Genomic DNA, 24,276 nt, shown 5'->3' with positions numbered 1-24,276 from the left:
GTCACTCAGCGGGAAGAACGGCTGTACGAATCGGAACCGCGGAATCTCGACACGGAATCACGGAATCGCGGAGACGGATCGTGGAAAGCGAGGGGGCGGCAGTGACCGAGCCGCACGAGGACGGAATGCCGGACGGTCTCACGGGCCCGGAACGGGCCGTGTGGCGGGCGTTCCGGATCGGCAGGACGTGCGATCTGACGGAGGGCGTCGCGGAGTGGGACGACCCCTTCGGGACGAGGGAATGGGGAGAGGAGCGGAGCGTCCGCGCCGAGGTGGTGGCGCTGCTGCTGCTCGCGGGGCCGCCGGCCAGATCCGGGCGGGTGGCCGCGCTGAAGCTGCGCGGGGTCCGCATCACCGGGGTGCTCAACCTGGCGGGCGGGACGATAGGGCCGTACGTCGAGCTGTACGGCTGCCGGTTCGACGGCGAGGTGGTGCTGCCCGAGGCCCGCTTCGGGACGCTGCGCATGGTCGAGTGCGCCCTGCCGCGCCTGGAGGCGGCCCGGCTGCACACCGAGGGGGACCTGCACCTGCCGCGCTGCCGGGTGCAGCGGGGCATCCGGCTCACCGACGCGCAGATCGGCACGGACCTGCTCGTCAACCAGATCCAGGTGTGGCCGGACCGGCGGGGACGGGCCATCACCGCGGACGGCCTCGTGGTCGCCCAGGACCTGCAGGCCGAGCTGATCGAGACGCACGGGGAGCTGAGCCTGCGCGGGGCGAAGGTCGGCGTCTCGCTCAGCCTGCGCGGCAGCGTGCTGCGCGGCGCCCAGGGCCGCCGCGCGCTGAACGCGCCGCAGCTGACGGTGGAGCGCTCGCTCTATCTGAACGCGGCCTGGGTGTACGAGGAGACGGGCCCCGCGGGGACCGCGGGCAACTCGACGGCCACCCCGCCGTACGGCGTGACGCCCACCCAGGGCGCCCGGCGCAAACCGGTGGAGTTCCACGGCGGGGTGCGGCTCGACGACGGGCGGTTCGGTGACGCGGTGGACCTGCACCACGCCCGGTTCCTGCTGAACGGGGCACGCCGGGAGGAGGTCTCGCTGCGCCGGATAGTCACCCCGGAGCTGAGGTTCAACGGCGAGCGCCCGGAGGAGGGCCGCGTCGTGCTCAACGGCGCCAAGGTCGTCACCCTGATCGACCTGTGGACCAGCTGGCCGGGCCCCGGCGGGCTCGCGATGGGCGGCTTCGTCTACGAGAACCTGGTGCCGTACGAGCGCTTCCCGCTGGCCTGGCGCCTGGAGTGGGTCGCGGCGGCGACCCCGGAGTACGCCCCCGAGCCGTACGAACGACTGGCGACGGTCCTGCGCAACAGCGGGGAGGACGCCGACGCCCGCGAGGTGCTGCTCGCCAAGCAGCGGCGCAGACGGGAGACCCTGCCGCTGGCGGGGAAGCTCTGGGGATACGTCCAGGACTGGACCGTGGCGTACGGCTACCGGCCGGGCCGGGCGGCCCTGTGGATGGCGGTCCTGTGGGCGGCGGGCACGGTGGCGTTCTCCCGCTACCGCCCGATACCGCTGAAGGCGGAGGAGGCCCCCGCGTGGAACGGCCCGCTGTACGCCCTCGACCTGCTGATACCCGTGATCAACCTCGGCCAGGACGGCTACTGGCGCCTCGAAGGCGTCTGGCAGTGGGCCGCGGCGGTGCTCATCCTGCTCGGCTGGATCCTGGCGACCACGGTGGCGGCGGGCGCGACCCGGCTGCTGAGCAGGGGGTGAGCGGCGGAGGTTTGGTGTACGGGGTGTGAGGTGGGCTGCCGGGGCGGCGGGGGCCGGGGGAGAATACGACACACCATGTCCTTGTTCCGTGCCCTGATCGGCGCCGTCCACCCGGCCCGGTACGCCCCGCGGCCCGCCGCCGGGTTCGTCCCGGACGACGACGTGCTGCTCGACGCCCCGGACGGGCGGCTCGCCCCCGCCCTGGTCGCCGCCGCCCTCGCCGATCCGGAGCCCGCCGCGAAACTGCTCGCCACCACCCGGGACTCCGGCGAGTGGGAGGACCGCGACCGGTACGTCACCCGGCTCGCGACCTTCGCGTACAGCAGGGGCGACTGGCTGGCCCACTGGCTCTCCGCCTCGCCGGGCGACCCCGACGCGCTCCTCGTCACGGCGCAGCTCGCCGTCCGCAGGGCCTGGGAGTCGCCCGCCCGGGCCGAGCGGCTGCGCGAGCTCGGCCCGCTCGTCACGGCGGTCACCGAGGCGGCTCCGCACGACCCGGTGCCGTGGCGTCTCGCCCTGGACCACGCGCGCGGGGCGCACGCGGGGCACGGCGTCTTCGAGTCGCACTGGGAGCAGGCCGTGCGCCGCTCCCCGCACCACTACGGCTGTCACGTCGCGGCGCTCAAGTACCTCTCCGCGCAGTGGTACGGCTCGCACCGCGCCGCCTTCGACTTCGCCGAGGAGGCGGCCGACGACGCCGCCCCCGACTCGCTCGTCCGGGCGCTGCCGGTCCGCGCGGCCTACGACCGGCTCCGGGTACCGACGGACAGCGACCCGGCCGTGCCCGAGGCCCGGATCGACCGGGCGGCGGACCGTGCCCTGACGCTGTCGGCGGCGTTCCCGGTGGGCGACCCGTGGCCGGCCGAGGTCCGCAACCTGCTCGCGTACGTGCTGGTCGAGCGTGGCCGGTGGGCGGAGGCGCGGGAGGAGTTCGGCCGGATCGGGGCCCACGCGACCTCGTTCCCGTGGGGGGCCGCGCGCAGTGCCGGGCGGGGCTCCGTACGGGAGGATCCCCTCCTCCGTTTCCTCGCCGTGCGGGACCGGGTGCGGCGCGAGCCGGCCCGCCGGTCGGCCTTCCGGGACGCCGGACGTGGACGGGCCGGACGGAGCGGGCCCGGCGGCCATTAGGCTGACCGCTGTGACCACCGCTCGCCTGCCACTCTTCCCGCTCAACGCGGTGCTGTTCCCCGGCCTCGTGCTGCCGCTCAACGTCTTCGAGGAGCGCTATCGCGCCATGATGCGCGAGCTGCTCACGATCGACGACTCGGAGCCGCGCCGCTTCGCCGTCGTCGCCATCCGGGACGGCCGCGAGGTCGCGCCGACCGCACCCGGCATGCCGGACCAGACGGCGCTGCCCGAGAAGGGCCCGGCGGCGGGCTTCGGCTCCGACCCCATCCAGGCCTTCCACCGGGTCGGCTGCATCGCGGACGCGGCGTCGATCCGTGAGCGCGCGGACGGCAGCTTCGAGGTGATGGCCACCGGCACGACCCGGGTCCGGCTGCTCTCGGTCGACGCGAGCGGGCCGTTCCTGGTCGCCGAGACCGAGGAGATCCCCGAGGAGCAGGGCGAGGAGGCCGGCACCCTCTCCGAGGGGGTGCTGCGGGCCTTCCGGAGCTATCAGAAGCGGCTCGCGGGGGCACGGGAGCGCTCGCTGACGGCGAGCGACCTGCCGGACGACCCCTCGGTGGTGTCGTACCTGGTCGCGGCCGCGGCGGTGCTCGACACCCCGTCCAAGCAGCGGCTGCTCCAGGCGCCCGACACGGCGACCCGGCTGCGTGAGGAGCTGACGCTGCTGCGCGCGGAGACGGCGGTGCTGCGGCACCTGCCCTCGCTGCCGGTGGTCGACCTGACGCAGGGCCCGACGTACCCGAACTGAGCCGATCCGGACCCACCGAACCGGGCTGAGCCGAGGAAGAGCGCGTGGCGAAGAAGCAGAAGAAGAACAGCGGCGGCACCCCTGCGACGGTCGCCCTGACGGCGGCCGGTACCGCGTTCACCGTGCACGCCTACGAGCACGACCCGGCCTCCCCCTCGTACGGCGAGGAGGCGGCGGAGGCCCTCGGTGTCTCCCCCGACCGGGTCTTCAAGACGCTGGTGGCGGATGTCGACGGCGAGCTGACGGTCGCGGTGGTCCCGGTGGCGGGCCAGCTCGATCTGAAGGCGCTGGCCTCGGCGGTCGGCGGCAAGCGCGCGGCGATGGCGGACCCGGCGGCGGCGGAGCGGACGACGGGCTACGTGCGGGGCGGCATCTCGCCGCTCGGTCAGCGCAAGCGGCTCCGCACGGTCCTCGACTCCTCGGCCTCGGACCACGCGTCCATCTGTGTCTCGGCGGGTCGGCGCGGCCTGGAGGTCGAGCTGTCCCCCGCCGACCTGGCCGCCCTCACCTCGGCGGTCGTGGCCCCGATCGGCCGCGCCTGACGTTCCCCGCCGGCACGGCCGTCCGTACGGCCGCGTCAGCTCGGGCCGGGGCCCGGGGCGTACGGCTTCGGCTGGTCCCACGGTTCCGGTTCCGGGTCGCGCGGCCCGAAGAGGGCGGTCAGCGCCAGGTGCACGAGCGTCGCCGCGAGCGGCCAGGCCAGCATGGCGGCGGCCCCCAGGTTCAGTTCGAGCGGTGCCTCGAAGGCCACGTTGGGGCCGACCGCCTTCGCGTGGGCGACCACGTCCCGCGCCGGGCCGAAGTACGTGCCGAGTCCCCAGGCGAGCAGGGAGCCCAGCACGCCGCCGACGGCGAGGCCGAGCACCAGCGGCACGCCGCCCTTGCGGCGCAGCAGGAAGACGACGAGCCCGGCGATCGCGCCGAAGGCCAGTGCGAGAAGGACGAACGTTCCGTCGGAGCCGATCGCCGCCTCCCCCTCGGAGTTGCGGAGGTAGACCCCCTCACCGTCCGAGATGAGCAGGACCCGCGGGGCCAGATTCAGCCAGAGCACTCCGAGGAGCGCGCCCGCGACCGCCGAGACGAGGGTCACCAGAACGCCCTGCACGACTTCGGCCACCGTGATCGGGTCCCCTGCCGGACCGAGCATCGGCGGGGGCGGCGGCGGCCAGTCGGGGTCGTGCGGCGGCGGCTGGTGAGGCGGAGTCAGAGGTGCGGTCACTCAGCCATCGTGCCAGGTGTGCCTGTGGCCCGCCTCAGCGGACGGCGGCCCGCCGGTAGGCCCAGGTGGCGACCGCGAGGGAGAGCACGCCGACCGCCCCGCACACGGCGAGGTCGAGGCCGACGGCCGTCCAGTCGGGGTGCGGGTCGAAGGTGCGGGCCAGGGCCTCCACTCCGTACGTCGACGGCAGCAGGTCCCGCGCCAGACCGATGGGCTCCGGAAGCCGCTCCGCCGGCAGGACGCCGAGCAGCAGCGCCGCCGACATGCCGAGCTGGCCGAGGAGGGTGGCCAGTTCCTGGCGGGGTGCGAGGAGTCCGAGGGCAGCGCCGAGCCCTGCCAGGGCGGCCCCGGCGAGCGGGACGACGGCGGCCAGGATCCAGAGGTGGCCGAGCGGCAGTCCGAAGAGCACGGAGCCGGCGACGGCGGTGACGGCGGTGCCGGGCAGGGTGAAGGAGGCGTACGCCCCGGCGGCGCCGAGCACCACGGCGGCGGGCGGCACGGGCAGGGTGGCGTAGTGGTCGAGGCCGCCGGTCGCCCGCAGCTGCCCGAAGTACTGGGCGAGCAGGTTGAGCGCGACGAAGGCGACGACGAGGACCGTGGAGCCGGCCACGACCGCGCGTGCCTCGGAGCCGCCGTCGACGACCCCGCGCATCAGGACCATGATCCCGACGGACTGGAAGGTGGCGACGAAGAGCAGCGGGATGCGGGCGACCCGGGCACGGGACAGCTGGGCGCGGTACACGGCGGCCAGGGAGGGCAGCAGGCGGGCGCGCGGGGCGAGGGGCGCCGCGGCGGCCTCGCCCTCGTGGGTCTCGCCCTCGTGGGTCTCGTCGTCGCGGGTCCGGAGGGAGGACGCGCCGGTCGGCAGGGCCTCGGCGGGCAGGGTGCTCACTGCGTACAGCTCCTGACGGTCACGTACGGAACGCGCGGGCTTCGGGGGTCGGGGCCGACGGCCCGGGGACCGCGGCGGGTCATGCCTTCACCAGCCCCTCGGTCGCGCCGCCCAGCGCCAGGTACACGTCCTCCAGGCTGGGCGTGGCCAGGGTGAAGTCGTCGAGGGCGGCGAAGGCGGCCCCGCCGGTGACGGTGGCGACCGCCGCGCGGGCCGCGTCGGGGGCGAGCCTGAGGATCCAGCGCCGGCCCGTCTCCTGGGCGAGTCCGCGCAGCGCGGCGACCTCGGGGAGATGGAGGGGTGCGGCGTCGCGCCAGACCAGCTCGACGCGGACCTCGCCCGCGACGCGTTCCTTGAGCCCGGCCGGGGTGTCGCAGGCGATGACCTTGCCGTGTTCGAGGACGGCGACCCGGTCGAGCACGGTCTCGGCCTCGATGACGTTGTGGGTGACGAGCAGCACGGTGGCGCCGTGTTCGGCGCGCCGCCGGTCGACGGCCGCCCAGACGGCGCGGCGGGCGACGGGGTCCATGCCGGTGGTGGGCTCGTCGAGGACGAGGACGGGCCGCCGGCCGACGAGCGCGGCGGCGAAGCAGGCGAGCCGCCGCTGGCCGCCGGAGAGCTTCCTGAGGGGCCGGGAGGCGAGCGGACCGAGGCCGAGTTCGTCGAGGACGGCGTCGCGCCCGGCGCGCGCGTCGTGGGCGGTGAGGCCGCGCAGCCGTCCGGTGGTCTCGGCGGCGAGGGCGACGGTCAGCTCGTCGAGGGCGGTGGACTCCTGGCCGAGGTACGCGAGGAGCCGGGCGGCCCGCTCGGGGTGGCGTACGAGGTCGTGGCCGAGGAGCCGGACGGTGCCGGAGTCGGGGCGCAGCAGGCCGGTGAGCTGGCGGACCAGCGTGGACTTGCCGGCTCCGTTGGGGCCGAGCAGCCCGAAGATCTCGCCGCCGCGCACGTCGAGACTGATCCCGTCGGTGGCCCGCACCTCGGGTGTCGCGGGCGCTCCGCGCCTGCCGCGCGTGGCGGGGTACGTCTTGACCAGATCCCGCACCACGCACACCGTACTCACGGGGGAAGAGACTACGGGGTCGCCGGGCCCGCTCCGGGCGCGGGGGCGTGTTCGGCGGCGGCCCGGACGTCGATCTCGCGCCAGAAGCCGGCCCGGATGGCGTAGCGGTCGTGCTCGTCGATCTGGTCGTCCTTGTGGGCGAGGAGGCCGAATCGTGCCGCGTAGCGGAGGAGTTCGCCGTCGATGCGGTGCGGGATGCGCGGGTAGAGCGTGGAGAGCTTCTGGACGTGGCTCTGCTCGGGGAGCCGTTCCATCCACCGGCGGGCGAACACCTGTCCGACCTCGAACGGGTCGCCGCCGACGGTGGTGATGTCCTCCTCGCGGTCCGCCCAGCGCTGCTCGGCGCTGGTGAGGGTGGCGAGGGTGGGCAGGGACGCGGTCTCGGCGGGTTCACCGAGCGCGGGGGCGGGGCGCTCCACCCATCCCCGGTCGGAGGACCAGCGGAGCGCGCTCGCGCCCTGCGGCACTGGGCCGCCCGGGGTGCCGGCGGCGGCGGGGGCGCGCAGTCCGGCGAGGTCCTTGGGGGTGGGGACGCCCTTGCCCGGGGCGGGGGCGGGGACGTCGGCGCCGTGCGTGTGCTCGTCGTCCCGGACGTGGCCGTTGGGATGGACGTGCCCGTGGCCGTTGGGGCGGACGTGTCCGTTGCCGTGGGGCGCGGAGCCCTCCCCCGCGGTCCCGGCGGGCGAGGCGGCCGCTTCGGCCGCGCGTTCCGCGGAGGCGGCGAGGGCCGCCTCGGGCAGCGGCGCGGAGAGGATGGCGGCGATCTCGGGGCGCGGGGCGGGCGGGGGTGCGCAGATCCCGGTGAGGTCCTTGGCGCGGACGGCGCGGGTGATCCAGACCCGGTCGAGGACCCGGCGCTCGTCGGCCTCGGCGACGAGGTCCTCGGACTGGTTGTAGTCGCCGTCGGCGGCCTGGACGGCCCAGAGGTGGACGGCGACGCCGTGTTCCTTGGCGGACATCAGGCCGGGCAGCAGGTCGCCGTCGCCGGTGACGAGCACGATGTCGGAGCAGGCCCGGTTCCTGGCCAGCTCGGTCAGCTCGGTGTGCATGGCCGCGTCGACGCCCTTCTGGGCCCAGCGTCCGTCGCTCCGGGTCAGTGCGCCGAGCCGGACGGTGACCCGGGGCATCACCCGCAGTCTGCGGTGCTCGGGCTGGGGCACCCGGTCGGGCGCGCCGTCGAACCAGTAGATCCGCAGGAGGGGCAGCGCGGTCTCGGCCTCCGCGCGCTGGCGCAGCTGCTGGATGAGCCCGGCGTGGTCGACGGTGATCCGGGAGCGGGCCGGTTCCCCGGCGAGCAGACTGGCGGCGGCGCCCAGCAGGTAGCCGGCGTCCACCAGGACGACGCAGCGGTCCACGTGTTCCACCCTCTTTCGGGAACCTCGGGATCGGAGTTGCTTCGGAGTTTGCTTCGAGTCTGCCCGAAGCGCGGGGGCTCGACGGTCGGAACTGGATCATCGGCGTGGCGGAAGTCACGTTCGGGCGGGTGCTTACGTTCCGTAATGATCCAACATGCGCCGGTTCATGCCGTATGTGAGTCTGACAGCGGCCCTGGCCCCCAGGGCCTGTCCGGCGGATCAGGGCCGGACAGGCCGCGGCGGCTGGTGCGGCGCCTCGCACGGCGCCGGAGCGTCCTCATAGCGGAGCTATGCGGGCGTTTCGGCAACGCGGCGAGGTGCCGTGCCGGACGTCGCGGGCCCGGCCATGATCCGCCGGACAGGCCCCAGGTCCCTTTGAGGAGGCATCCCCATGGCCAAGAACCGCAGTCAGAACCGTAGCCAGAAGCAGCAGTCGCCGGCCGAGCGCGGCGCCCAGCAGGCACAGCAGTCGTCGATGGAGTCCCAGGCCGAGCAGCGCGCCAGCCAGGTCACGCCGGGGGACATGGCACGCAAGGGCCGTCAGAAGCGCTTCGGCCACAACTGACGCACCCACGGCAAAGGGGCGCGCCCGTGACGACGGGCGCGCCCCTTGCGCGTGGGCGGAGGAGGCCGCTAGGGGGTGTCTGATTCCCTAGCCGGCCAGGCAGGACGGGCCGAGCAGCACCTTCAGGTCGCCGAAGAGCGCCGGGTCGGCCTGCACCCGGTGCCGGTCGAGCCGGAGCACCGTCGTCTTGCGGGGGCCCTGGAGCTTGATCCGGACCTCGGTGTTGCCCTTGTGGTGGCCGAGGATCTCACCGAGCCGGGTGACCATCGGCGGGGTCACCTTGACGGTGGGGATGGTGAGGACGACCGGTGCGTTGGTCCCGGCGTTCGACAGGTCGGGGACCATCAGCTCCATGGCGACCAGCCGGGGGACGTCCTCGCGCTTGTCGAGCCGTCCCTTGACGAAGACGACCGTGTCCTCGACGAGCTGGGTGGAGACCAGCTGGTAGGTGGCCGGGAAGAACATGCACTCGATGGAGCCGGCCAGGTCCTCGACGGTGGCGATCGCCCAGGCGTTGCCCTGCTTGGTCATCTTGCGCTGGAGGCCGGAGATGATGCCGCCGATGGTGACGACCGCGCCGTCGGAGTGCTCGCCGCCGGTGAGCTGGGAGATCGCCGCGTCCGTCTTGTCGGACAGGACGTGCTCGATGCCGAAGAGCGGGTGGTCGGAGACGTACAGGCCGAGCATCTCGCGCTCCTGGGCGAGCAGGTACGACTTCTCCCACTCGACGTCGGAGAACTCGACGTCGAGGCCGAAGCCGGGCTCGTCGGTCGCCTCGTCGCCCATGCCGCCGAAGAGGTCGAACTGTCCCTCGGCCTCCTTGCGCTTGACCGCCACCACGTTGTCGATCATCGGTTCGTGGTGGGCGACCAGGCCCTTGCGGGTGTGGCCCATCTCGTCGAAGGCGCCGGCCTTGATCAGCGACTCGATGGTCCGCTTGTTGCAGACGACGGCCTCGACCTTGTCGAGGAAGTCCGGGAAGGAGGTGTACTTCCCCTTCGCCTTGCGCGACTTGATGATCGACTCGACGACGTTGGTGCCGACGTTGCGGACGGCGGAGAGGCCGAAGAGGATCACGTCGTCGCCCTGGGCGGCGAAGTTCGACTCGGACTCGTTCACGTTGGGCGGCAGGACCTTGATGCCCATGCGGCGGCATTCGTTGAGGTAGACCGCGGACTTGTCCTTGTCGTCCTTGACCGAGGTGAGCAGTCCCGCCATGTACTCGGCGGGGTGGTTGGCCTTGAGGTAGGCGGTCCAGTAGGAGACCAGGCCGTACGCGGCCGAGTGGGCCTTGTTGAAGGCGTAGCCGGCGAAGGGGACCAGGACGTCCCAGAGGGCCTTGATGGCCTCGTCGCTGTAGCCGTTCTTCTTGGCTCCGGCCTGGAAGATGGTGAAGTTCTTCGCCAGCTCCTCGGGCTTCTTCTTGCCCATGACGCGACGGAGGATGTCGGCCTCGCCGAGCGAGTAGCCGGCGATGATCTGGGCGGCCTTCTGCACCTGCTCCTGGTACACGATGAGGCCGTAGGTGACCGCGAGCACCTCTTCGAGCGGCTTCTCCAGCTCGGGGTGGATCGGGGTGATCTCCTGCTGCTTGTTCTTGCGCAGGGCGTAGTTCGTGTGCGAGTTCATGCCCATCGGGCCCGGCCGGTACAGGGCGGACACGGCGGAGATGTCTTCGAAGTTGTCGGGCTTCATCAGCCGGAGCAGCGAGCGCATGGGCCCGCCGTCGAACTGGAAGACGCCGAGGGTCTCACCGCGCTGGAGCAGTTCGAAGGTGGCCGGGTCGTCCAGCGGCAGGGCCAGCAGGTCGAGGTCGATGCCCTTGTTGGCCTTCACCATCTTGACGGCGTCGTCCATGATGGTGAGGTTGCGCAGGCCCAGGAAGTCCATCTTGAGCAGGCCGAGCGACTCGCACTGGGGGTAGTCCCACTGCGTGATGGTGACGCCGTCGGTGTGCCGGACCCAGATCGGCGCGTGGTCGACGATCGGCTCGCTGGACATGATCACGCCGGCCGCGTGGACGCCCATCTGGCGGACCAGGCCCTCGACGCCCCGGGCGGTGTCGATGACCTTCTTGACGTCCGGCTCGTTCTCGTACATCGCGCGGATCTCGCCGGCCTCGCTGTAGCGGGGGTGCGAGGGGTCGGTGATGCCGTTGAGGTCGATGCCCTTGCCGAGGACGTCGGCGGGCATGGCCTTGGTGAGCCGGTCGCCCATGGCGTACGGGTAGCCGAGGACGCGCGCGGAGTCCTTGATCGCGTTCTTCGCCTTGATCTTGCCGTACGTGCCGATCATGGCGACCTTGTCGGAGCCGTACTTCTCCGTCACGTAGCGGATCACCTCGACGCGCCGGCGCTCGTCGAAGTCGATGTCGACATCGGGCATCGAGATGCGCTCGGGGTTGAGGAAGCGCTCGAAGATCAGGCCGTGCGGGATCGGGTCGAGGTCGGTGATGCCCATGGCGTACGCGACGATCGAGCCGGCCGCGGAGCCTCGGCCGGGGCCCACGGCGATGCCCTGCTTCTTGGCCCACATGATGAAGTCGGCGACGACGAGGAAGTAGCCGGGGAAGCCCATCGAGATGATGGTGTCCATCTCGTACTCGACCTGCTTCATGCGGTCGTCGGGGATGCCGCCGGGGAAGCGGCGGTGCATGCCCCGCATGGTCTCCTCGCGGAACCAGCTGACCTCGGTGTAGCCCTCCGGGATGTCGAACTTCGGCATGAGGTTCTTCTCGACGAACATGCCCTCGGTGCTGACCTGCTCGGCGACCAGGAGGGTGTTGCGGCAGCCCTCCTGCCAGGCGTCCGAGGAGTCGATCGCGTACATCTCGTCCGTGGACTTGAGGTAGTAGCCGGTGCCGTCGAAGCGGAAGCGGTCCGGGTCGGAGAGGTTCTTGCCGGTCTGGATGCAGAGCAGGGCGTCGTGCGCGGTCGACTCGTGCGCGTACGTGTAGTGCGAGTCGTTGGTGACCAGCGGCGGGATGCCGAGCTTCTTGCCGATCTCCAGGAGCCCGTCGCGGACCCGGCGCTCGATCTCGATGCCGTGGTCCATCAGCTCCAGGAAGTACCGCTCCTTGCCGAAGATGTCCTGGTACTCGGAGGCCGACTTGAGGGCCTCGTCGAACTGGCCGAGGCGAAGGCGGGTCTGCAGCTCGCCGGAGGGGCAGCCGGTGGAGGCGATGAGCCCCTCCGACCACTTGGAGATGGTCTCCTTGTCCATCCGGGGCCACTTCTGGAGCCAGCCCTCGGCGTACGCGTCGGAGGAGAGCTTGAAGAGGTTGTGCAGTCCGGTGTCGTTCGCCGCCCAGATCGTCTTGTGGGTGTAGCCACCGGAACCGGAGACGTCGTCCCGCTTCTGGTGCGGCTGGCCCCACTGGATCTTCCGCTTGTTGCGCCGGGACTCGGGGGCGACGTACGCCTCGATGCCGATGATCGGCGTCACCCCGGCCTTCTTCGCCGTGTGGAAGAAGTCGTACGCCCCGTGCAGGTTGCCGTGGTCGGACATGGCGATATGGGTCATGCCCATCTCGTTGCACGCGTTGAACATGTCCTTCAGCCGCGCGGCACCGTCCAGCAGCGAGTACTGGGTGTGGACGTGGAGGTGCGTGAAGGGCGGCTTGGTCACGGCGAGAGGTCTCCGTAGCGGTCACAGGGGTGGCTGGGGGGACCGTGGAAGTCTACGTCGGGCGACTGACAGCCGAGGGGCACTCGGGGCTAGGGTCGCGCGTTGAGAGACAGGGAACACCTGTCCCATTTGTCATGAACAGCCTGTCAGCACGCCCGGTACCAGGAGGCACCTCGAATGTCGGTCCCCCAGCCCACCGCCGCCGAGCGCGGTGAGCACATCCTCGCCGTCTTCGACACCGCCTTCGGCGAGCTCCTCGCCGCCGACCCCGCGGCCTTCCGCGTCAAGTTCCGGAAGATGGCCGGCTCCGCCTTCGCCTTCTACCGGGGCACGGCCTGCCTCTTCTACTCCGACCTGGAGCGGGAGGCCCTCGGAGGCCCCTACCTGGACGAACGCACCGGCCGGGTCTGGATCCACGGCGATCTGCACGCCGAGAACTTCGGCACCTACATGAACGCCAACGGGCGGCTGATCTTCAACGTCAACGACTTCGACGAGGCGTACGTCGGCCCCTTCACCTGGGACCTCAAGCGGCTCACCGCCTCCCTGGCGCTCCTCGGGTACGCGAAGGCGCTCGGCGACGGCCAGATCACCGACCTGGTGCGGATCTGCGCCACCGCCTACCGGGAGCGGATCCACGCGCTCGCGACCGGCGCCGCGGACACCTACTCGTCGGACCTCTCCTCCTTCACGCTGGAGACCGCCGACGGGGCCCTCCTGGGCGCCCTGCGCGAGGCACGCTCGCTGACCCGCTTCGGGCTGCTCGACTCGATGACGGAGATCCGCGACTCCGAGCGCCGCTTCTCGGCGGGCGGCGGGGCGATCGAGCTGGACGCCGCCACGCGGTACAAGGTCCTCGCCGCCTTCGACGGATACCTGGAGACCCTGCCGGAGTCCAGCCTGGACCGCCCCGACTCGTACCGGGTCAAGGACGTCGTCGGGCGGCGCGGGATCGGCATCGGCTCGGCCGGCCTCCCCTCCTACAACATCCTCCTGGAGGGCAACAGCGACGCCCTGGAGAACGACGTCGTGATCTACCTGAAGCAGGCGCAGACGCCGGCGGTCTCCCGCCATGTGACGGACTCGGCGGTACGGGAGTACTTCCGGCACGAGGGCCACCGCACCGTGATCTCGCAGCGGGCGCTCCAGGCCCACGCGGACCCGTGGCTGGGCTGGACCGAGCTCGACGGGGCCGGGCAGCTGGTCGCGGAGGTCTCGCCGTACGCGGTGGACCTCGACTGGTCCGACATCGACGACCTGGACGAGATCGCCGCGACCGTCGCGGACCTGGGTCGCGCCACGGCGACCATGCACGCGGCGGCGGACGACTCCAGCGGCCACTCGCTCGTGCCGTTCTCGACCGAGCGGGCCATCGACGCGGCGATCGCCGCCGACGAGGAGGGGTTCGCGGACCTCCTGGTGGACTTCGCGCACGCCTACGGCGCACGGGCGCGGGCCGACCACCAGATCTTCGTGGACCTCTTCCGCAACGGGCGGATCCCGGGCCTGTGACGGTGGGGCCGGTGAGGCGTCGCACAGCTCGCGCTTAGCGACTCCTTACGGCCCGGCATGGCACACTCCACGACGATGGACATGGCAGGGACGCAGCTGAGGGCGCTGCGGGCGGCGTTCTTCACGGCACTGGTCGTGACGCTGTCCGTGGCCTCCCACGTGCTGCTCTCCCGCGTGCCGCTGCCGCTCGGCACGGTCGTCCCGGTCGCCGTCGGCGTCTACGCCGTGGCATACGCGCTGGCCGGCCGCGAGCGCGGCCTCGGCCCGATCGCCGGGCTCCTCGTGCCGCTGGAGCTGGCGGCCGACACGCTCTTCACCAGCGGTCAGGCGGTCTGTTACGGGGCCGCCGGCGGCCCGGTCGCCGGATCGCTGCGCGCGGTGGGCCTGGAGGTGTTCTGCGGCGGCGCCGTGGGCACCCCGCTGCCGGGCGTCGCGGCCCCCGAGAGCGGCACCACGGCCGCCCTGCTCGACTCCCCGGACCCGTCGCTGCCGTGGCTGCTGCTCCTCGCCCATGTGGGCGTGGGGCTCTCGGCCGCGCTCTGGCTGCGCGGCGGGGAGCGGGCGCTCGTCCGGCTGCTCGGCGCGATGGCCGCCTCCGCCTTCCGACCGCTGCTGCTCGTCGCGGCCCTCTTCCGCACCGGTCCGGCGCCGCGGCGCGCCCAGCGGCCCGCGGGACGGCCCCGGCCCTCCCGCACCCGGTTCCTCACGCACTCCGTGGGACGGCGGGGACCGCCGTGCCCGAGCCTCGCTCTCGTCTGAGCGGCGCAGGCCCCCGAGCACGCAGTCCCCTCTCGGCTTCCCGGTCCCGACGGACCTCACCCCACGGAGAACACGATCATGAGTGCACGCAACTCGCAGTCCAACAAGGCCGCCGCCCGCGAGCGGCTGCGCGTCGAGCGCGAGCGCCAGGCGAAGAAGGACCGGGCGCGCCGGCAGCTCGTCGTCGGCGTCTCGGCGCTGGCCGTCCTGGCCGCCGCCGGCGGCATCGGCTACGCCGTGGTGCAGTCCAACAAGCCCTCCCACTGGGAGTCGGTGGCGGAGGCCTCGACCGTGAAGGCCCCGAAGAACACCTCGGGCACGAACGGCACGACCGTCGTCGTCGGCAAGGAGTCGGCGAAGAAGACCCTGGAGCTGTACGAGGACTCGCGCTGCCCGGTCTGCGCGACCTTCGAGCAGTCCGTGGGCTCCACGGTCGAGAAGGACGTCGAGGCCGGCAAGTACAAGATCAAGTACGTCGGTGCCACGTTCATCGACGACGCCGCCACCGGTGAGGGCTCGAAGAACGCCCTGTCCGCGCTCGGCGCGGCCCTGGACGTGAGCCCCGAGGCCTTCCTGAAGTACAAGGCGGCGCTCTACTCGGAGGAGTTCCACCCGGAGGAGAACGACGACAAGTTCGCCAAGGACTCCTACCTCCTGGAGATCGCGGACTCCGTACCGGCCCTCAAGGGCAACGCCGAGTTCAAGAAGAACGTCGAGGACGGCACCTTCGACGCCTGGGCGATGAAGATGTCCAAGGCCTTCGACGCCAGCGGCGTGACGGGCACCCCGACCCTGAAGATGGACGGCAAGCCGGTGACGGTCGCGGGCACCGACAACCCGCCGATGACGCCGGCCGAGTTCACCACGGCGGTCGACGCGGCCCTCAAGGCCTGACCGGGTCCGACCCCTTGCGCGAAACAGCCCCCTGACCCTGTGGGTCAGGGGGCTCCCCTGTGCGGCGGCGCGTGCGCTGCCGGGGTGCGGCCGGTGGGCGACGGACCGGCGAACTTCCGGATTTCGCCTGCCTTCCGGGCGTACCCGCCAGTAATCTGACTGGCCGTGACCAGTCGATTCGATCTTCCTTCCCCCAGCCGGCGCACGGTCGTCAAGGCCGCCGCCGTCACCGCCGCCGCCGCGCCGGCCCTCCTCGGCGCGGCCTCCACGGCCCAGGCCGCCCCCGCGGCGACCGCGTTCCTCCACGGCGTCGCCTCCGGCGACCCGCTGCCCGACGGCGTCCTGCTCTGGACGCGCGTCACCCCCACCCCCGAGGCCGTGCCGGGATCGGGCCTCGGCCCGGACGTCCAGGTCGGCTGGGAGATGGCCGAGGACCGCGCCTTCGCCCGGGTCGTCGCCTCCGGCACGACCACGGCGAGCGCCGCATCCGACCACACCGTGAAGGCGGACGTCCGGGGTCTGCGCCCGGCCACCTCCTACTGGTTCCGCTTCACCGCGGACTCCGTCGTCTCCCCCGCCGCCCGGACCCGTACGGCGCCGGCGCTCGACGCCGCCGCGCCCGGCGTCCGCTTCGGCGTGGTCTCCTGCGCGAACTGGGAGGCCGGCCACTTCTCCGCGTACCGCCATCTCGCCGCCCGCGCCGACCTGGACGCGATCCTCCATCTCGGCGACTACCTGTACGAGTACGGCAGCGGCACCTACCCGGAGGCGAAGTACACCGTCCGGCAGCACGAGCCGCGCCACGAGATCGTCTCGCTCGCCGACTACCGCACCCGGCACGGCCACTACAGGACGGACGCGGACCTCCAGGCGCTGCACGCGGCCCACCCGGTGATCGCGATATGGGACGACCACGAGTTCGCGAACGACGCCTGGACGGGCGGGGCCGAGAACCACACACCGGAGGCCGAGGGCGAGTGGGCGGCACGGGTGGCCGCCGCCAAGCAGGCGTACTTCGAGTGGATGCCGGTCCGCGCCTCCACCGAGGGGACCGTCTTCCGGCGCCTCCGCTTCGGCACGCTGGCCGATCTGCACCTGCTCGACCTGCGCTCGTTCCGCTCGGCCCCGGCGAAGACGGGCAGCGGCTCGGTCGACGACCCGGAGCGGAGCATCACGGGCCGCGCCCAGCTCGACTGGCTCAAGTCGGGGCTCGCGGGCTCGGCCGCGACCTGGCAGCTGGTCGGCACCTCCGTGATGATCACGCCGGTCGCCTTCGGCGCCCTGCCCGCCCACCTCCTGGAGCCGCTCGCCGAGCTGATGGGCCTGCCGAAGGAGGGGCTCGCGGTCAACGTCGACCAGTGGGACGGGTACACGGACGACCGGAAGGAACTCCTCGCGCACCTGACCTCGCGGGCCATCCGCAACACCGTCTTCCTGACCGGCGACATCCACATGGCCTGGGCCAACGACGTCCCGGTGAAGGCGGCGACGTACCCGTTCTCGGCCTCGGCGGCGACGGAGTTCGTCGTCACCTCGGTGACCTCGGACAACCTCGACGACCTGCTGCACGTGGCGCCGGGGACGGTCTCGGTGGTGGCCGCGGGCGCCGTGAAGGCCGCCAACCGGCATGTGAAGTGGGTGGACATGGACCACCACGGGTACGGCGTCCTCGACGTGACCGCCGAGCGCTCGCAGATGGACTACTACACGGTCTCCGACAAGACGGATCCGGCCGCGTCGACGGCCTGGGCACGCTCGTACCGGACGCTCAGTGGTACGCAGCGCGTGGAGCGGGTGTACCAACCCGTCCGCTGACGTTTCCCCGTTGTTCCCCTGGCGGACCATCATGGTTGATTTTCAGCCATGATCGCTTCTGTTAACAGAAGATCACATCGCTACGGCGGGTGGCCGGTTTTCGAGATCGAATCCGGACACACCACCCGCCTCCGCCACTTCGACTGTTACGTCGACGTCTCAAACTCCGGAAGCCGCCCAAGATTTTCTTCCCGATGCCCCGAATTGCTCCATGAATGATTGGGCCTGATCGCTTCTCAACGACGCCTGACATGGACGCGTAATCTCCCCGCAGTGGCGAGGAAGTTCCTCACCACCACCCCCCGCGAGGAGTCACCGTGCGTGCTCTTGTCCGTATATCGCCGCGTATGTCACGTCGTATGCTCGGCACTGCCGTGATGGCCGGAACCCTGGCCCTGGCACCCCTTTCCGCCCCGGTGGCCACCGGCGCCGCCGTCACCACCCTGGCCGGTTCCTCGGCCGAGGAGTGCGTGGACGGCCACGACGACCACGAGGCCCTCTCCGGCGCCCGCAAGGCGCGCGGCGCCGACAGCCACGCCTTCGAGCCGAACGAGGTCACGGCCGCCCAGGCCAAGGCCATGGACGCGGACTTCAAGAAGAAGCTGGACGCCGCCCGCGCCGAGGGCCGCCTCAGCGCCTCCGCCGAAGCCGGCGCCGCCGCGGTGGTGAACATCCCGGTCTACTTCCACGTCATCCACTCCGGTACGACGGGCAAGCTCACCGCCACCCAGATCAACAACCAGATGGCGGTCCTGAACTCGGCGTACGCCGGCCAGGGCACCGGCAACGTGAACTCCAACTTCCAGTTCACCCTTGCCGCGACCACCTACACGGACAACGCCTCCTGGTACAACCTGGCCTCCGGCTCCACCGCCGAGAAGGCGATGAAGCAGACCCTCCGCCAGGGCGGCGCCGGCGCGCTGAACTTCTACACGGCGAACCTGAGCGGCGGCCTCCTCGGCTGGGCGACCTTCCCGTCCTCGTACGCCTCGAACCCGTCCATGGACGGTGTCGTCGTCCTCGATTCCTCCCTCCCGGGCGGCTCCGCGGCCAACTACAACGAGGGTGACACCGCCACCCACGAGGTCGGCCACTGGATGGGCCTCTACCACACCTTCCAGGGCGGCTGCAACGGCGCCGGTGACTCCGTCGCCGACACCCCGGCCGAGAAGAGCCCCGCGTACGAGTGCCCGACCGGCCGTGACTCCTGCGCCTCCAAGACCGGCGTGGACCCGATCCACAACTTCATGGACTACACGTACGACGCGTGCATGTACCAGTTCACCCAGGGTCAGGTGACCCGGATGAACGACTACTGGACCGCCTACCGCGCCTGATCCTGATCCGGCCGGACAGAGGTGTGGCCCCCGGGGAACTCCCCCGGGGGCCACGCCCGTTCGACAGGTCCTACGGTCCTACAGGTCCTAGAGATCCTCGATGAAGGCCAGCGCCACCGACCAGGCCCGCTCGGCCGCCTCCTCGTCCCAGTCCGGCAGCTCCGCGTCCGTGAACACGTGCCCGGCGCCCGGGTAACGGTAGATCTCCACGTCCGCCCCCGCCTTGCGCATCTGGAGGTACCAGGAGGACAGCCAGTCGTGCGTCTCGAACGGGTCGGGATCGGCCACGTGCAGCTGCACCGGCAACTCGTCCACCGACGCGGACTCCGCCAGGTCCGAGGTGCCGTGGAACAGCAGCAGCCCGCGCGCCTTCTCGTCCCCGAGCGCCAGGGTCTGCGCGATCGAGGCCCCGAGGGACAGGCCCATGTAGACCAGTCCGCGCTCGGAGTAGGGGGCGGCGGCGAGGACCGCCCGCTTCAGCAGCTCGTCCTTGCCGATCTCGTCCCGGAGCTCCACACCCTCCTCCACGGTCCCGACCGTCCGGCCCCCGTAGAGGTCCGGGGTCCAGACCTGGTGCCCGGCGGCGCGGAGCCGCTCGGCAGCGGCCTCGACGGAAGGGGTCAGCCCGTAGGCCGAGTGGAAGAGCATGATGTCCATGCGTCCCATCCTGCCATCCGGCCCCCGGGGCACCGGCCTCACCGCAGGCTGCGCACGTCCAGCTTGCGCAGCACCCGGTCCACCACCTCCGGGTCGGCGCCCGGCTCGCTGCGCGCCGAGAGGACCTCGTGCCGGGCGGCCGACATCAGCTCGTGCTGGATCCGCTGCACGGCCTTGAACCGCTTCGAGCGCTCCGCGAAGGCGGCCTTCCGCTCCTCGTCGACCATGTCGGGGCTGATCCGCGCCCCGATGTCGTACGCCCCGCGCAGCAGCCGCTCCTGAAGGTCCTCCGGCAGCTCCTCGACCTCCTCGATCTCCTTGAGCCTGCGCTTGGCGGCCTTCGCCGCCCGGATGGCCAGATCCCGTTCGAGGGCCCGCTCGGCGTCCGCGTCGGCCCGCACCCCGAGCCGCCTGACCAGCCAGGGCAGGGTGAGCCCCTGGCAGACGAGGGTGGCGATGATCACACAGAAGGCGATGAAGACGATCTCGTCGCGGCCGGGAAAGGGCGAGCCGTCGTCGGTACGGAGCGGGATCGCGAGCGCAAGGGCGACCGAGGCCACCCCGCGCATCCCCGCCCACCACATGACGATGGTCTCCCGCCAGCTCGTCGGGATCTCCTCGTCGACGTCCCGGCGCGTGTGCAGCCGCTTCGCGAGCCAGGTGGCGGGCAGCAGCCAGAGGAGCCGGACCCCGACGACCACCGCGACGACGGCGGCGCCCCAGCCGAGCATCTCCAGGCCGTGCCCGTCCGCCACCCCGAAGACGTGGACGAGTTCGAGACCGATGAGGCCGAAGGCGATGCCCGTGACGAGGGTGTCGACGATCTGCCAGAAGGTCTGCCCGGCGAGCCGGCCCATCACGTCGTCGGCGTCGGCCGCGTGCTCGGCGAGGAAGAGGGCCGTGACCAGGACGGCGAGGACGCCGGAGCCGTGCAGTTCCTCGGCGAGCACGTAGCTCACGAAGGGCACCAGGAGGGTGAGGCCGGTCTGGAGGGTGGCGTCGCCGAGCAGCCCGATGAGCTTGTTGGAGAGCCAGCCGAGCCCCAGGCCGACGACCAGGGCGACCACGGCGGAGAGCACCAGCGCGCCGACCGCCTCGGGCCAGGAGAAGGAGCCGCTGACGACGGCGGCGATGGCCACGTGGTAGAGCACGATCGCGGTGACGTCGTTGAAGAGGCCCTCGCCCTCCAGGATCGACACCAGCCGGCGGGGCAGTCCGAGCGAGCCGGCCACGGCGGTCGCCGCGACCGGGTCGGGCGGCGCGACGAGGGCGCCGAGCGCGATGGCGGCGGCCAGCGGAAGGCCGGGCACGAGCGAGTGCGCGACCGCGCCGACCGCGGCCGTGGTGACGAAGACCAGGGCGACCGCGAGCAGGAAGATGGGCCGCTTGTTGGCCGCGAACTGGCGCCAGGAGGTGCGCTGCACGGAGGCGTACAGCAGCGGGGGCAGGACCAACGGGAGGATGAGTTCCGGCGGGATCTCGACGTTCGGCACGAAGGGCAGGAAGGCCAGCACGATCCCGATGAGGGTCATCAGGACGGGGGCGGGCAGTCCGAGCCGCTCACCGAGGGGGACGGTGAGCAGGGCGCCGAGCAGCAGCAAGAACAACAGGGCCAATTGATCCACGGGCCCACCCTGCCACGTATGCCCGTTTTCACACCTGGCGCCCCGAAGGGGCATCAGGGAACAGACAACGACGGCGCCCGGCCCACGACCGGAGAGACCTCCGCCTACAGGAACCTTCGCATCGCCCGGTGCGGCATGCCCGCGTCGGGGAACTCCGGGCCGTACGCCTCGTAGCCGAGGCGCTCGTAGAAGCCCAGCGCGTGGGTCTGCGCGTGCAGGTCGACGGCGGTCAGACCGCGCTCGCGCGCCACGTCCTCGACGGCCCGGACGAGCGCGGCGCCGACGCCGAGGCCGCGGGCCGCCTTGGCGACCGCGAGCCGGCCGAGCGAGCCCACCGAGGCGTCGCCCCCGGTCTTCCCGACCGCGTCCGCCCCGAACAGAAGGCGCCCGGTGCCCAGCGGCAGCCCGTCCTCGCGCACGGCGAGCACATGCGCCGCGGTCGCGTCGTACGCGTCGTACTCCAGCTCCTGCGGAACGCCCTGCTCCTCGACGAAGACCTCGCGGCGCACCGCGAAGCACGCCTCCCGGTCCTCGGGGCTCAGCGCCTCGCGGACGCCGAACACGGCACTCACTGACTCTCCGCCGCGATCCGGTCGAGGGCCTTGCGCAGGTCCTCGGGGTAGGTGCTGGCGAACTCGACCCACGAGCCGTCGCCCGGGTGCTCGAAACCGAGGCGGACGGCGTGCAGCCACTGCCGGGTCAGGCCGAGTCGCTTGGCGATCGTCGGGTCCGCGCCGTAGGTGAGGTCGCCGACGCAGGGGTGGCGGTGGGCGGACATGTGCACCCGGATCTGGTGGGTGCGGCCCGTCTCCAGCTTGATGTCGAGCAACGAGGCCGAGCGGTACGCCTCGATGAGGTCGTAGTGCGTGACCGAGGGCTTGCCCTCGGCGGTGACCGCCCACTTGTAGTCGTGGTTCGGGTGCCGGCCGATGGGGGCGTCGATGGTGCCGCTCATCGGGTCGGGGTGCCCCTGCACGAGGGCGTGGTAGCGCTTGTCGACCACGCGCTCCTTGAACTGGCGCTTGAGCGAGGTGTACGCGTACTCCGACTTGGCGACCACCATCAGACCGGAGGTGCCGACGTCGAGGCGGTGCACGATGCCCTGGCGCTCGGCGGCGCCGGAGGTGGAGATGCGGTAGCCGGCGGCGGCGAGGCCGCCGATGACCGTGGTGCCGGTCCAGCCGGGGCTGGGGTGCGCGGCCACACCGACGGGCTTCATGATCACGACGATGTCGTCGTCGTCGTGGATGATCTCCATGCCCTCGACGGGCTCGGCGACGATCTGGACGGGCGCGGCAGCGCCCGGCATCTCGACCTCCAGCCACGCCCCGCCGCTCACCCGCTCGGACTTGCCGACGACGGAGCCGTCGACCTGGACCTTCCCTGCGGCGGCCAGCTCGGCCGCCTTCGTACGGGAGAACCCGAACATACGGGCGATGGCGGCGTCGACGCGCTCGCCCTCAAGGCCATCGGGAACGGGCAGCGTGCGGATCTCGGGACTCATGCTCACCCGTCGAGTATGCCTGGTGCGGGAGGTACTCCGTCCGGGCGTCAGTCCTTGTGGACCGTTCCGTCCGGGTCCAGACCCCGGAACGACAGGATCACGATGAGGATGCCGCCGCACACGATCGCCGAGTCGGCGAGGTTGAAGACGGCGAAGTGCGCGGGGGCGATGAAGTCGACCACGGCGCCCTCGAAGACCCCCGGCGAGCGGAAGATCCGGTCCGTGAGGTTGCCCAGCGCGCCGCCGAGCAGCAGACCGAGCGCGATGGCCCAGGGCAGGCTGTAGAGCTTGCGCGCCAGCCGGATGATCACGACGATCACGGCGACGGCGATGCAGGTGAAGATGATCGTGAAGGCCTCGCCCATGCCGAACGCGGCACCCGGGTTCCGGATGGCGTCGAAGCGCAGCACGTCGCCGATCACCCGGATCGGCTCGCGGCCCTCCAGCTTGGCGACCACCAGCATCTTGCTGCCCAGGTCGAGCAGGTAGGCGACGACGGCCACCACGAACAGGGCGAGGATCCTGCGCCTGCCCCGCGGCCGCTCCCCGGAGGCGGCCGACCCGTCGGGGACGGCCGTCTCTTCGGAGGGGACCGACCCGTCGGCCCCTGCTGAATCCGGCGTACCGATGATGCGCTCCGCCTCTGCCACGTGAGTGAGTCCCTCGACCTCGATGCCTGACCGTGCCCCGAGGGTACGGCACAGGCGTACGAGACCGTCAGCCGAGATCGTCAGCCGCGCCGCTCCTGCCGCTGCTTGTCCTCGACGCAGAGCGTGGCCCGCGGGAAGGCCTGCATCCGCGCCTTGCCGATCGGCTTGCCGCACACCTCGCAGAGCCCGTACGTGCCGGCGTCGAGCCGTTCCAGGGCGTGCTCGGTCTGCTCCAGCATCTCCCGGGCGTTGGCCGCGAGAGCCAGCTCGTGCTCCCGGGTGATGTTCTTGGTGCCGGTGTCGGCCTGGTCGTCCCCCGCGCCGTCACCGGAGTCCCGCATGAGGCCGGTGAGCTCCTCCTGGGAGTGCGCGAGCTCGCTGCGGAGTCTCAGCACCTCCGACTGGAGCACGGTGCGGGCCTCGGTGACCTCCGCCGGGGTCCAGGGGTCCTCGCCCGGCCGCACCGCGAGCTCGCCGGTACGGGCCGGAGGCACGGCGGTCTCGTCCCCGGCGGTCGTGACGCCACCCGCGGTCTTCTTCGCTGCCACCGTCCTGGCTCCTGTCTGCTTCTTCGCGGCGGGCGCCTTCTTGGCGGCCGCCTTCCTCGCCACGGCCTTCTTGGCAGGCGTCTTCTCGGCGGGCGCCCGCTCGGCGGCGGTGACCCCGTCCTCCGTCGCGACCGCGTCCTCCGCGACCGCCTTCTTCACGGCAGCCTTCTTCACGACCGACTTCCGCGCGACTGCCGGCTCCTTCGCGTCGTGAGCGTCGTGCCCGTCGTGCGCGTCGTGCGCTTTCTTCGTGGTCCTCGCATTCTTCGCGACCGTCGGCGGCTCCGCGACCGTCGTCTTCTTCCCGGCCACGTCCTTGGCGCCCTCGGCCGAACCGGTGGAACCGGCGGTCGAGGTCTTCTTCGCGGCGGTCTTCTTCGCCACCATGTCGCGGCCCCTTCACATTTTGTGATCTTGCTCGCGAATCGTGCTGGGACGATAAATCGGCCCAAGGCCCGCGGCAACGGGGCACGCCGCCGTTCCCACCCGCCCCCGCGCCCCTCGGGGCGGGCCTGCCTCCGTTGTGCCCAGCTCCCCGCCGGGTAATCCGTCCCGCCCCTCCCCCACATGGCCGTACCCCGAGTCCCGCTCGCCCGTGTGGCCATTCGGGTCACGGAAAACCGGTCTGCCGCCGGGCTCCGGGGCCCGTACACTGGGCCCAGCGAA

General features: G+C 71.9%; 21 protein-coding genes. 10 read left to right on the top strand and 11 right to left on the bottom strand.

The window, feature by feature from the left end; translation table 11 throughout:
* Nucleotides 1-101 precede the first annotated feature (101 nt).
* The 4 genes from IO20_RS0101945 to ybaK all read left to right on the top strand — a co-directional run bounded on the left by IO20_RS0101945 (nucleotide 102) and on the right by ybaK (nucleotide 4,133).
* Nucleotides 102-1,715, top strand: coding sequence for a hypothetical protein (locus IO20_RS0101945; protein ID WP_030547301.1), 1,614 nt, complete (start codon nucleotides 102-104; stop codon nucleotides 1,713-1,715).
* 75 nt (nucleotides 1,716-1,790) lie between these two features.
* On the top strand, nucleotides 1,791-2,843 hold the full coding sequence (locus tag IO20_RS0101940) for a hypothetical protein (protein WP_030547303.1): 1,053 nt from the start codon (nucleotides 1,791-1,793) through the stop codon (nucleotides 2,841-2,843).
* A 10-nt stretch (nucleotides 2,844-2,853) separates the two neighbouring features.
* Nucleotides 2,854-3,591, top strand: coding sequence for an LON peptidase substrate-binding domain-containing protein (locus IO20_RS0101935; RefSeq protein ID WP_030211585.1), 738 nt, complete (start codon nucleotides 2,854-2,856; stop codon nucleotides 3,589-3,591).
* A 44-nt stretch (nucleotides 3,592-3,635) separates the two neighbouring features.
* A complete protein-coding gene (ybaK, locus tag IO20_RS0101930; RefSeq protein ID WP_030211583.1) occupies nucleotides 3,636-4,133 on the top strand; it encodes a Cys-tRNA(Pro) deacylase in 498 nt (165 codons plus the stop codon).
* Between the two features lie 35 nt (nucleotides 4,134-4,168).
* Here ybaK and IO20_RS0101925 read toward each other — a convergent pair whose 3' ends face one another.
* From IO20_RS0101925 to IO20_RS0101910, 4 genes are all read right to left on the bottom strand, one after another.
* The gene (locus tag IO20_RS0101925) at nucleotides 4,169-4,810 is read right to left on the bottom strand and encodes a hypothetical protein (protein ID WP_030547305.1); all 642 of its coding nucleotides are present in this window, start codon (nucleotides 4,808-4,810) and stop codon (nucleotides 4,169-4,171) included.
* A gap of 34 nt (nucleotides 4,811-4,844) precedes the next feature.
* On the bottom strand, nucleotides 4,845-5,702 hold the full coding sequence (locus IO20_RS0101920; protein WP_030547306.1) for an ABC transporter permease: 858 nt from the start codon (nucleotides 5,700-5,702) through the stop codon (nucleotides 4,845-4,847).
* 79 nt (nucleotides 5,703-5,781) lie between these two features.
* On the bottom strand, nucleotides 5,782-6,762 hold the full coding sequence (locus IO20_RS0101915) for an ABC transporter ATP-binding protein (RefSeq protein ID WP_030547307.1): 981 nt from the start codon (nucleotides 6,760-6,762) through the stop codon (nucleotides 5,782-5,784).
* Between the two features lie 11 nt (nucleotides 6,763-6,773).
* Nucleotides 6,774-8,126 (bottom strand): NYN domain-containing protein, encoded by a 1,353-nt coding sequence (locus IO20_RS0101910; protein WP_030547308.1) that lies wholly within the window; start codon nucleotides 8,124-8,126, stop codon nucleotides 6,774-6,776.
* 382 nt (nucleotides 8,127-8,508) lie between these two features.
* Here IO20_RS0101910 and IO20_RS40655 point away from each other — a divergent pair, with 382 nt between their 5' ends.
* On the top strand, nucleotides 8,509-8,682 hold the full coding sequence (locus tag IO20_RS40655) for a hypothetical protein (RefSeq protein ID WP_169749501.1): 174 nt from the start codon (nucleotides 8,509-8,511) through the stop codon (nucleotides 8,680-8,682).
* Between the two features lie 87 nt (nucleotides 8,683-8,769).
* Here IO20_RS40655 and dnaE read toward each other — a convergent pair whose 3' ends face one another.
* Nucleotides 8,770-12,309, bottom strand: a complete 3,540-nt coding sequence (gene dnaE / locus IO20_RS0101900) for a DNA polymerase III subunit alpha (protein ID WP_031126664.1) — start codon at nucleotides 12,307-12,309, stop codon at nucleotides 8,770-8,772.
* A gap of 177 nt (nucleotides 12,310-12,486) precedes the next feature.
* Between dnaE and IO20_RS0101895 the strand changes: the two genes are divergently transcribed.
* The 5 genes from IO20_RS0101895 to IO20_RS0101875 all read left to right on the top strand — a co-directional run bounded on the left by IO20_RS0101895 (nucleotide 12,487) and on the right by IO20_RS0101875 (nucleotide 18,626).
* Nucleotides 12,487-13,821, top strand: coding sequence for a DUF2252 domain-containing protein (locus IO20_RS0101895; RefSeq protein ID WP_030547310.1), 1,335 nt, complete (start codon nucleotides 12,487-12,489; stop codon nucleotides 13,819-13,821).
* 75 nt (nucleotides 13,822-13,896) lie between these two features.
* Nucleotides 13,897-14,580, top strand: a complete 684-nt coding sequence (locus IO20_RS0101890) for a hypothetical protein (protein ID WP_030547311.1) — start codon at nucleotides 13,897-13,899, stop codon at nucleotides 14,578-14,580.
* 78 nt (nucleotides 14,581-14,658) lie between these two features.
* Nucleotides 14,659-15,474 (top strand): DsbA family protein, encoded by an 816-nt coding sequence (locus tag IO20_RS0101885; RefSeq protein WP_030547313.1) that lies wholly within the window; start codon nucleotides 14,659-14,661, stop codon nucleotides 15,472-15,474.
* A 165-nt stretch (nucleotides 15,475-15,639) separates the two neighbouring features.
* Nucleotides 15,640-17,289 (top strand): alkaline phosphatase D family protein, encoded by a 1,650-nt coding sequence (locus IO20_RS0101880; protein WP_030547315.1) that lies wholly within the window; start codon nucleotides 15,640-15,642, stop codon nucleotides 17,287-17,289.
* A gap of 359 nt (nucleotides 17,290-17,648) precedes the next feature.
* Nucleotides 17,649-18,626: a zinc metalloprotease gene (locus IO20_RS0101875; protein ID WP_051874312.1), complete on the top strand. Its 978-nt coding sequence runs from the start codon at nucleotides 17,649-17,651 to the stop codon at nucleotides 18,624-18,626.
* Nucleotides 18,627-18,713: 87 nt separating this feature from the next.
* Here IO20_RS0101875 and IO20_RS0101870 read toward each other — a convergent pair whose 3' ends face one another.
* From IO20_RS0101870 to IO20_RS36190, 6 genes are all read right to left on the bottom strand, one after another.
* Nucleotides 18,714-19,292, bottom strand: coding sequence for a dienelactone hydrolase family protein (locus tag IO20_RS0101870; protein ID WP_078945870.1), 579 nt, complete (start codon nucleotides 19,290-19,292; stop codon nucleotides 18,714-18,716).
* A gap of 29 nt (nucleotides 19,293-19,321) precedes the next feature.
* A complete protein-coding gene (locus IO20_RS0101865; protein ID WP_030547322.1) occupies nucleotides 19,322-20,908 on the bottom strand; it encodes a Na+/H+ antiporter in 1,587 nt (528 codons plus the stop codon).
* A gap of 104 nt (nucleotides 20,909-21,012) precedes the next feature.
* Entirely contained in the window at nucleotides 21,013-21,480 is a 468-nt protein-coding gene (locus IO20_RS0101860) for a GNAT family N-acetyltransferase (protein ID WP_030547324.1), read from the bottom strand.
* Nucleotides 21,477-22,418 (bottom strand): RluA family pseudouridine synthase, encoded by a 942-nt coding sequence (locus IO20_RS0101855; protein ID WP_030211555.1) that lies wholly within the window; start codon nucleotides 22,416-22,418, stop codon nucleotides 21,477-21,479. Before IO20_RS0101855 ends, IO20_RS0101860 begins: the two co-directional genes overlap by 4 nt.
* 41 nt (nucleotides 22,419-22,459) lie before the next feature.
* Nucleotides 22,460-23,062: a signal peptidase II gene (gene lspA / locus IO20_RS0101850; protein ID WP_030547327.1), complete on the bottom strand. Its 603-nt coding sequence runs from the start codon at nucleotides 23,060-23,062 to the stop codon at nucleotides 22,460-22,462.
* An 80-nt stretch (nucleotides 23,063-23,142) separates the two neighbouring features.
* On the bottom strand, nucleotides 23,143-23,997 hold the full coding sequence (locus IO20_RS36190; protein ID WP_030547329.1) for a TraR/DksA family transcriptional regulator: 855 nt from the start codon (nucleotides 23,995-23,997) through the stop codon (nucleotides 23,143-23,145).
* Nucleotides 23,998-24,276 lie beyond the last annotated feature (279 nt).

The organism is Streptomyces exfoliatus (assembly GCF_000725545.1).
Lineage (GTDB): Bacteria > Actinomycetota > Actinomycetes > Streptomycetales > Streptomycetaceae > Streptomyces > Streptomyces exfoliatus.
Note: the sequence above shows the minus strand (reverse complement) of the source record. Positions and strands in the feature narration are given on the sequence as shown.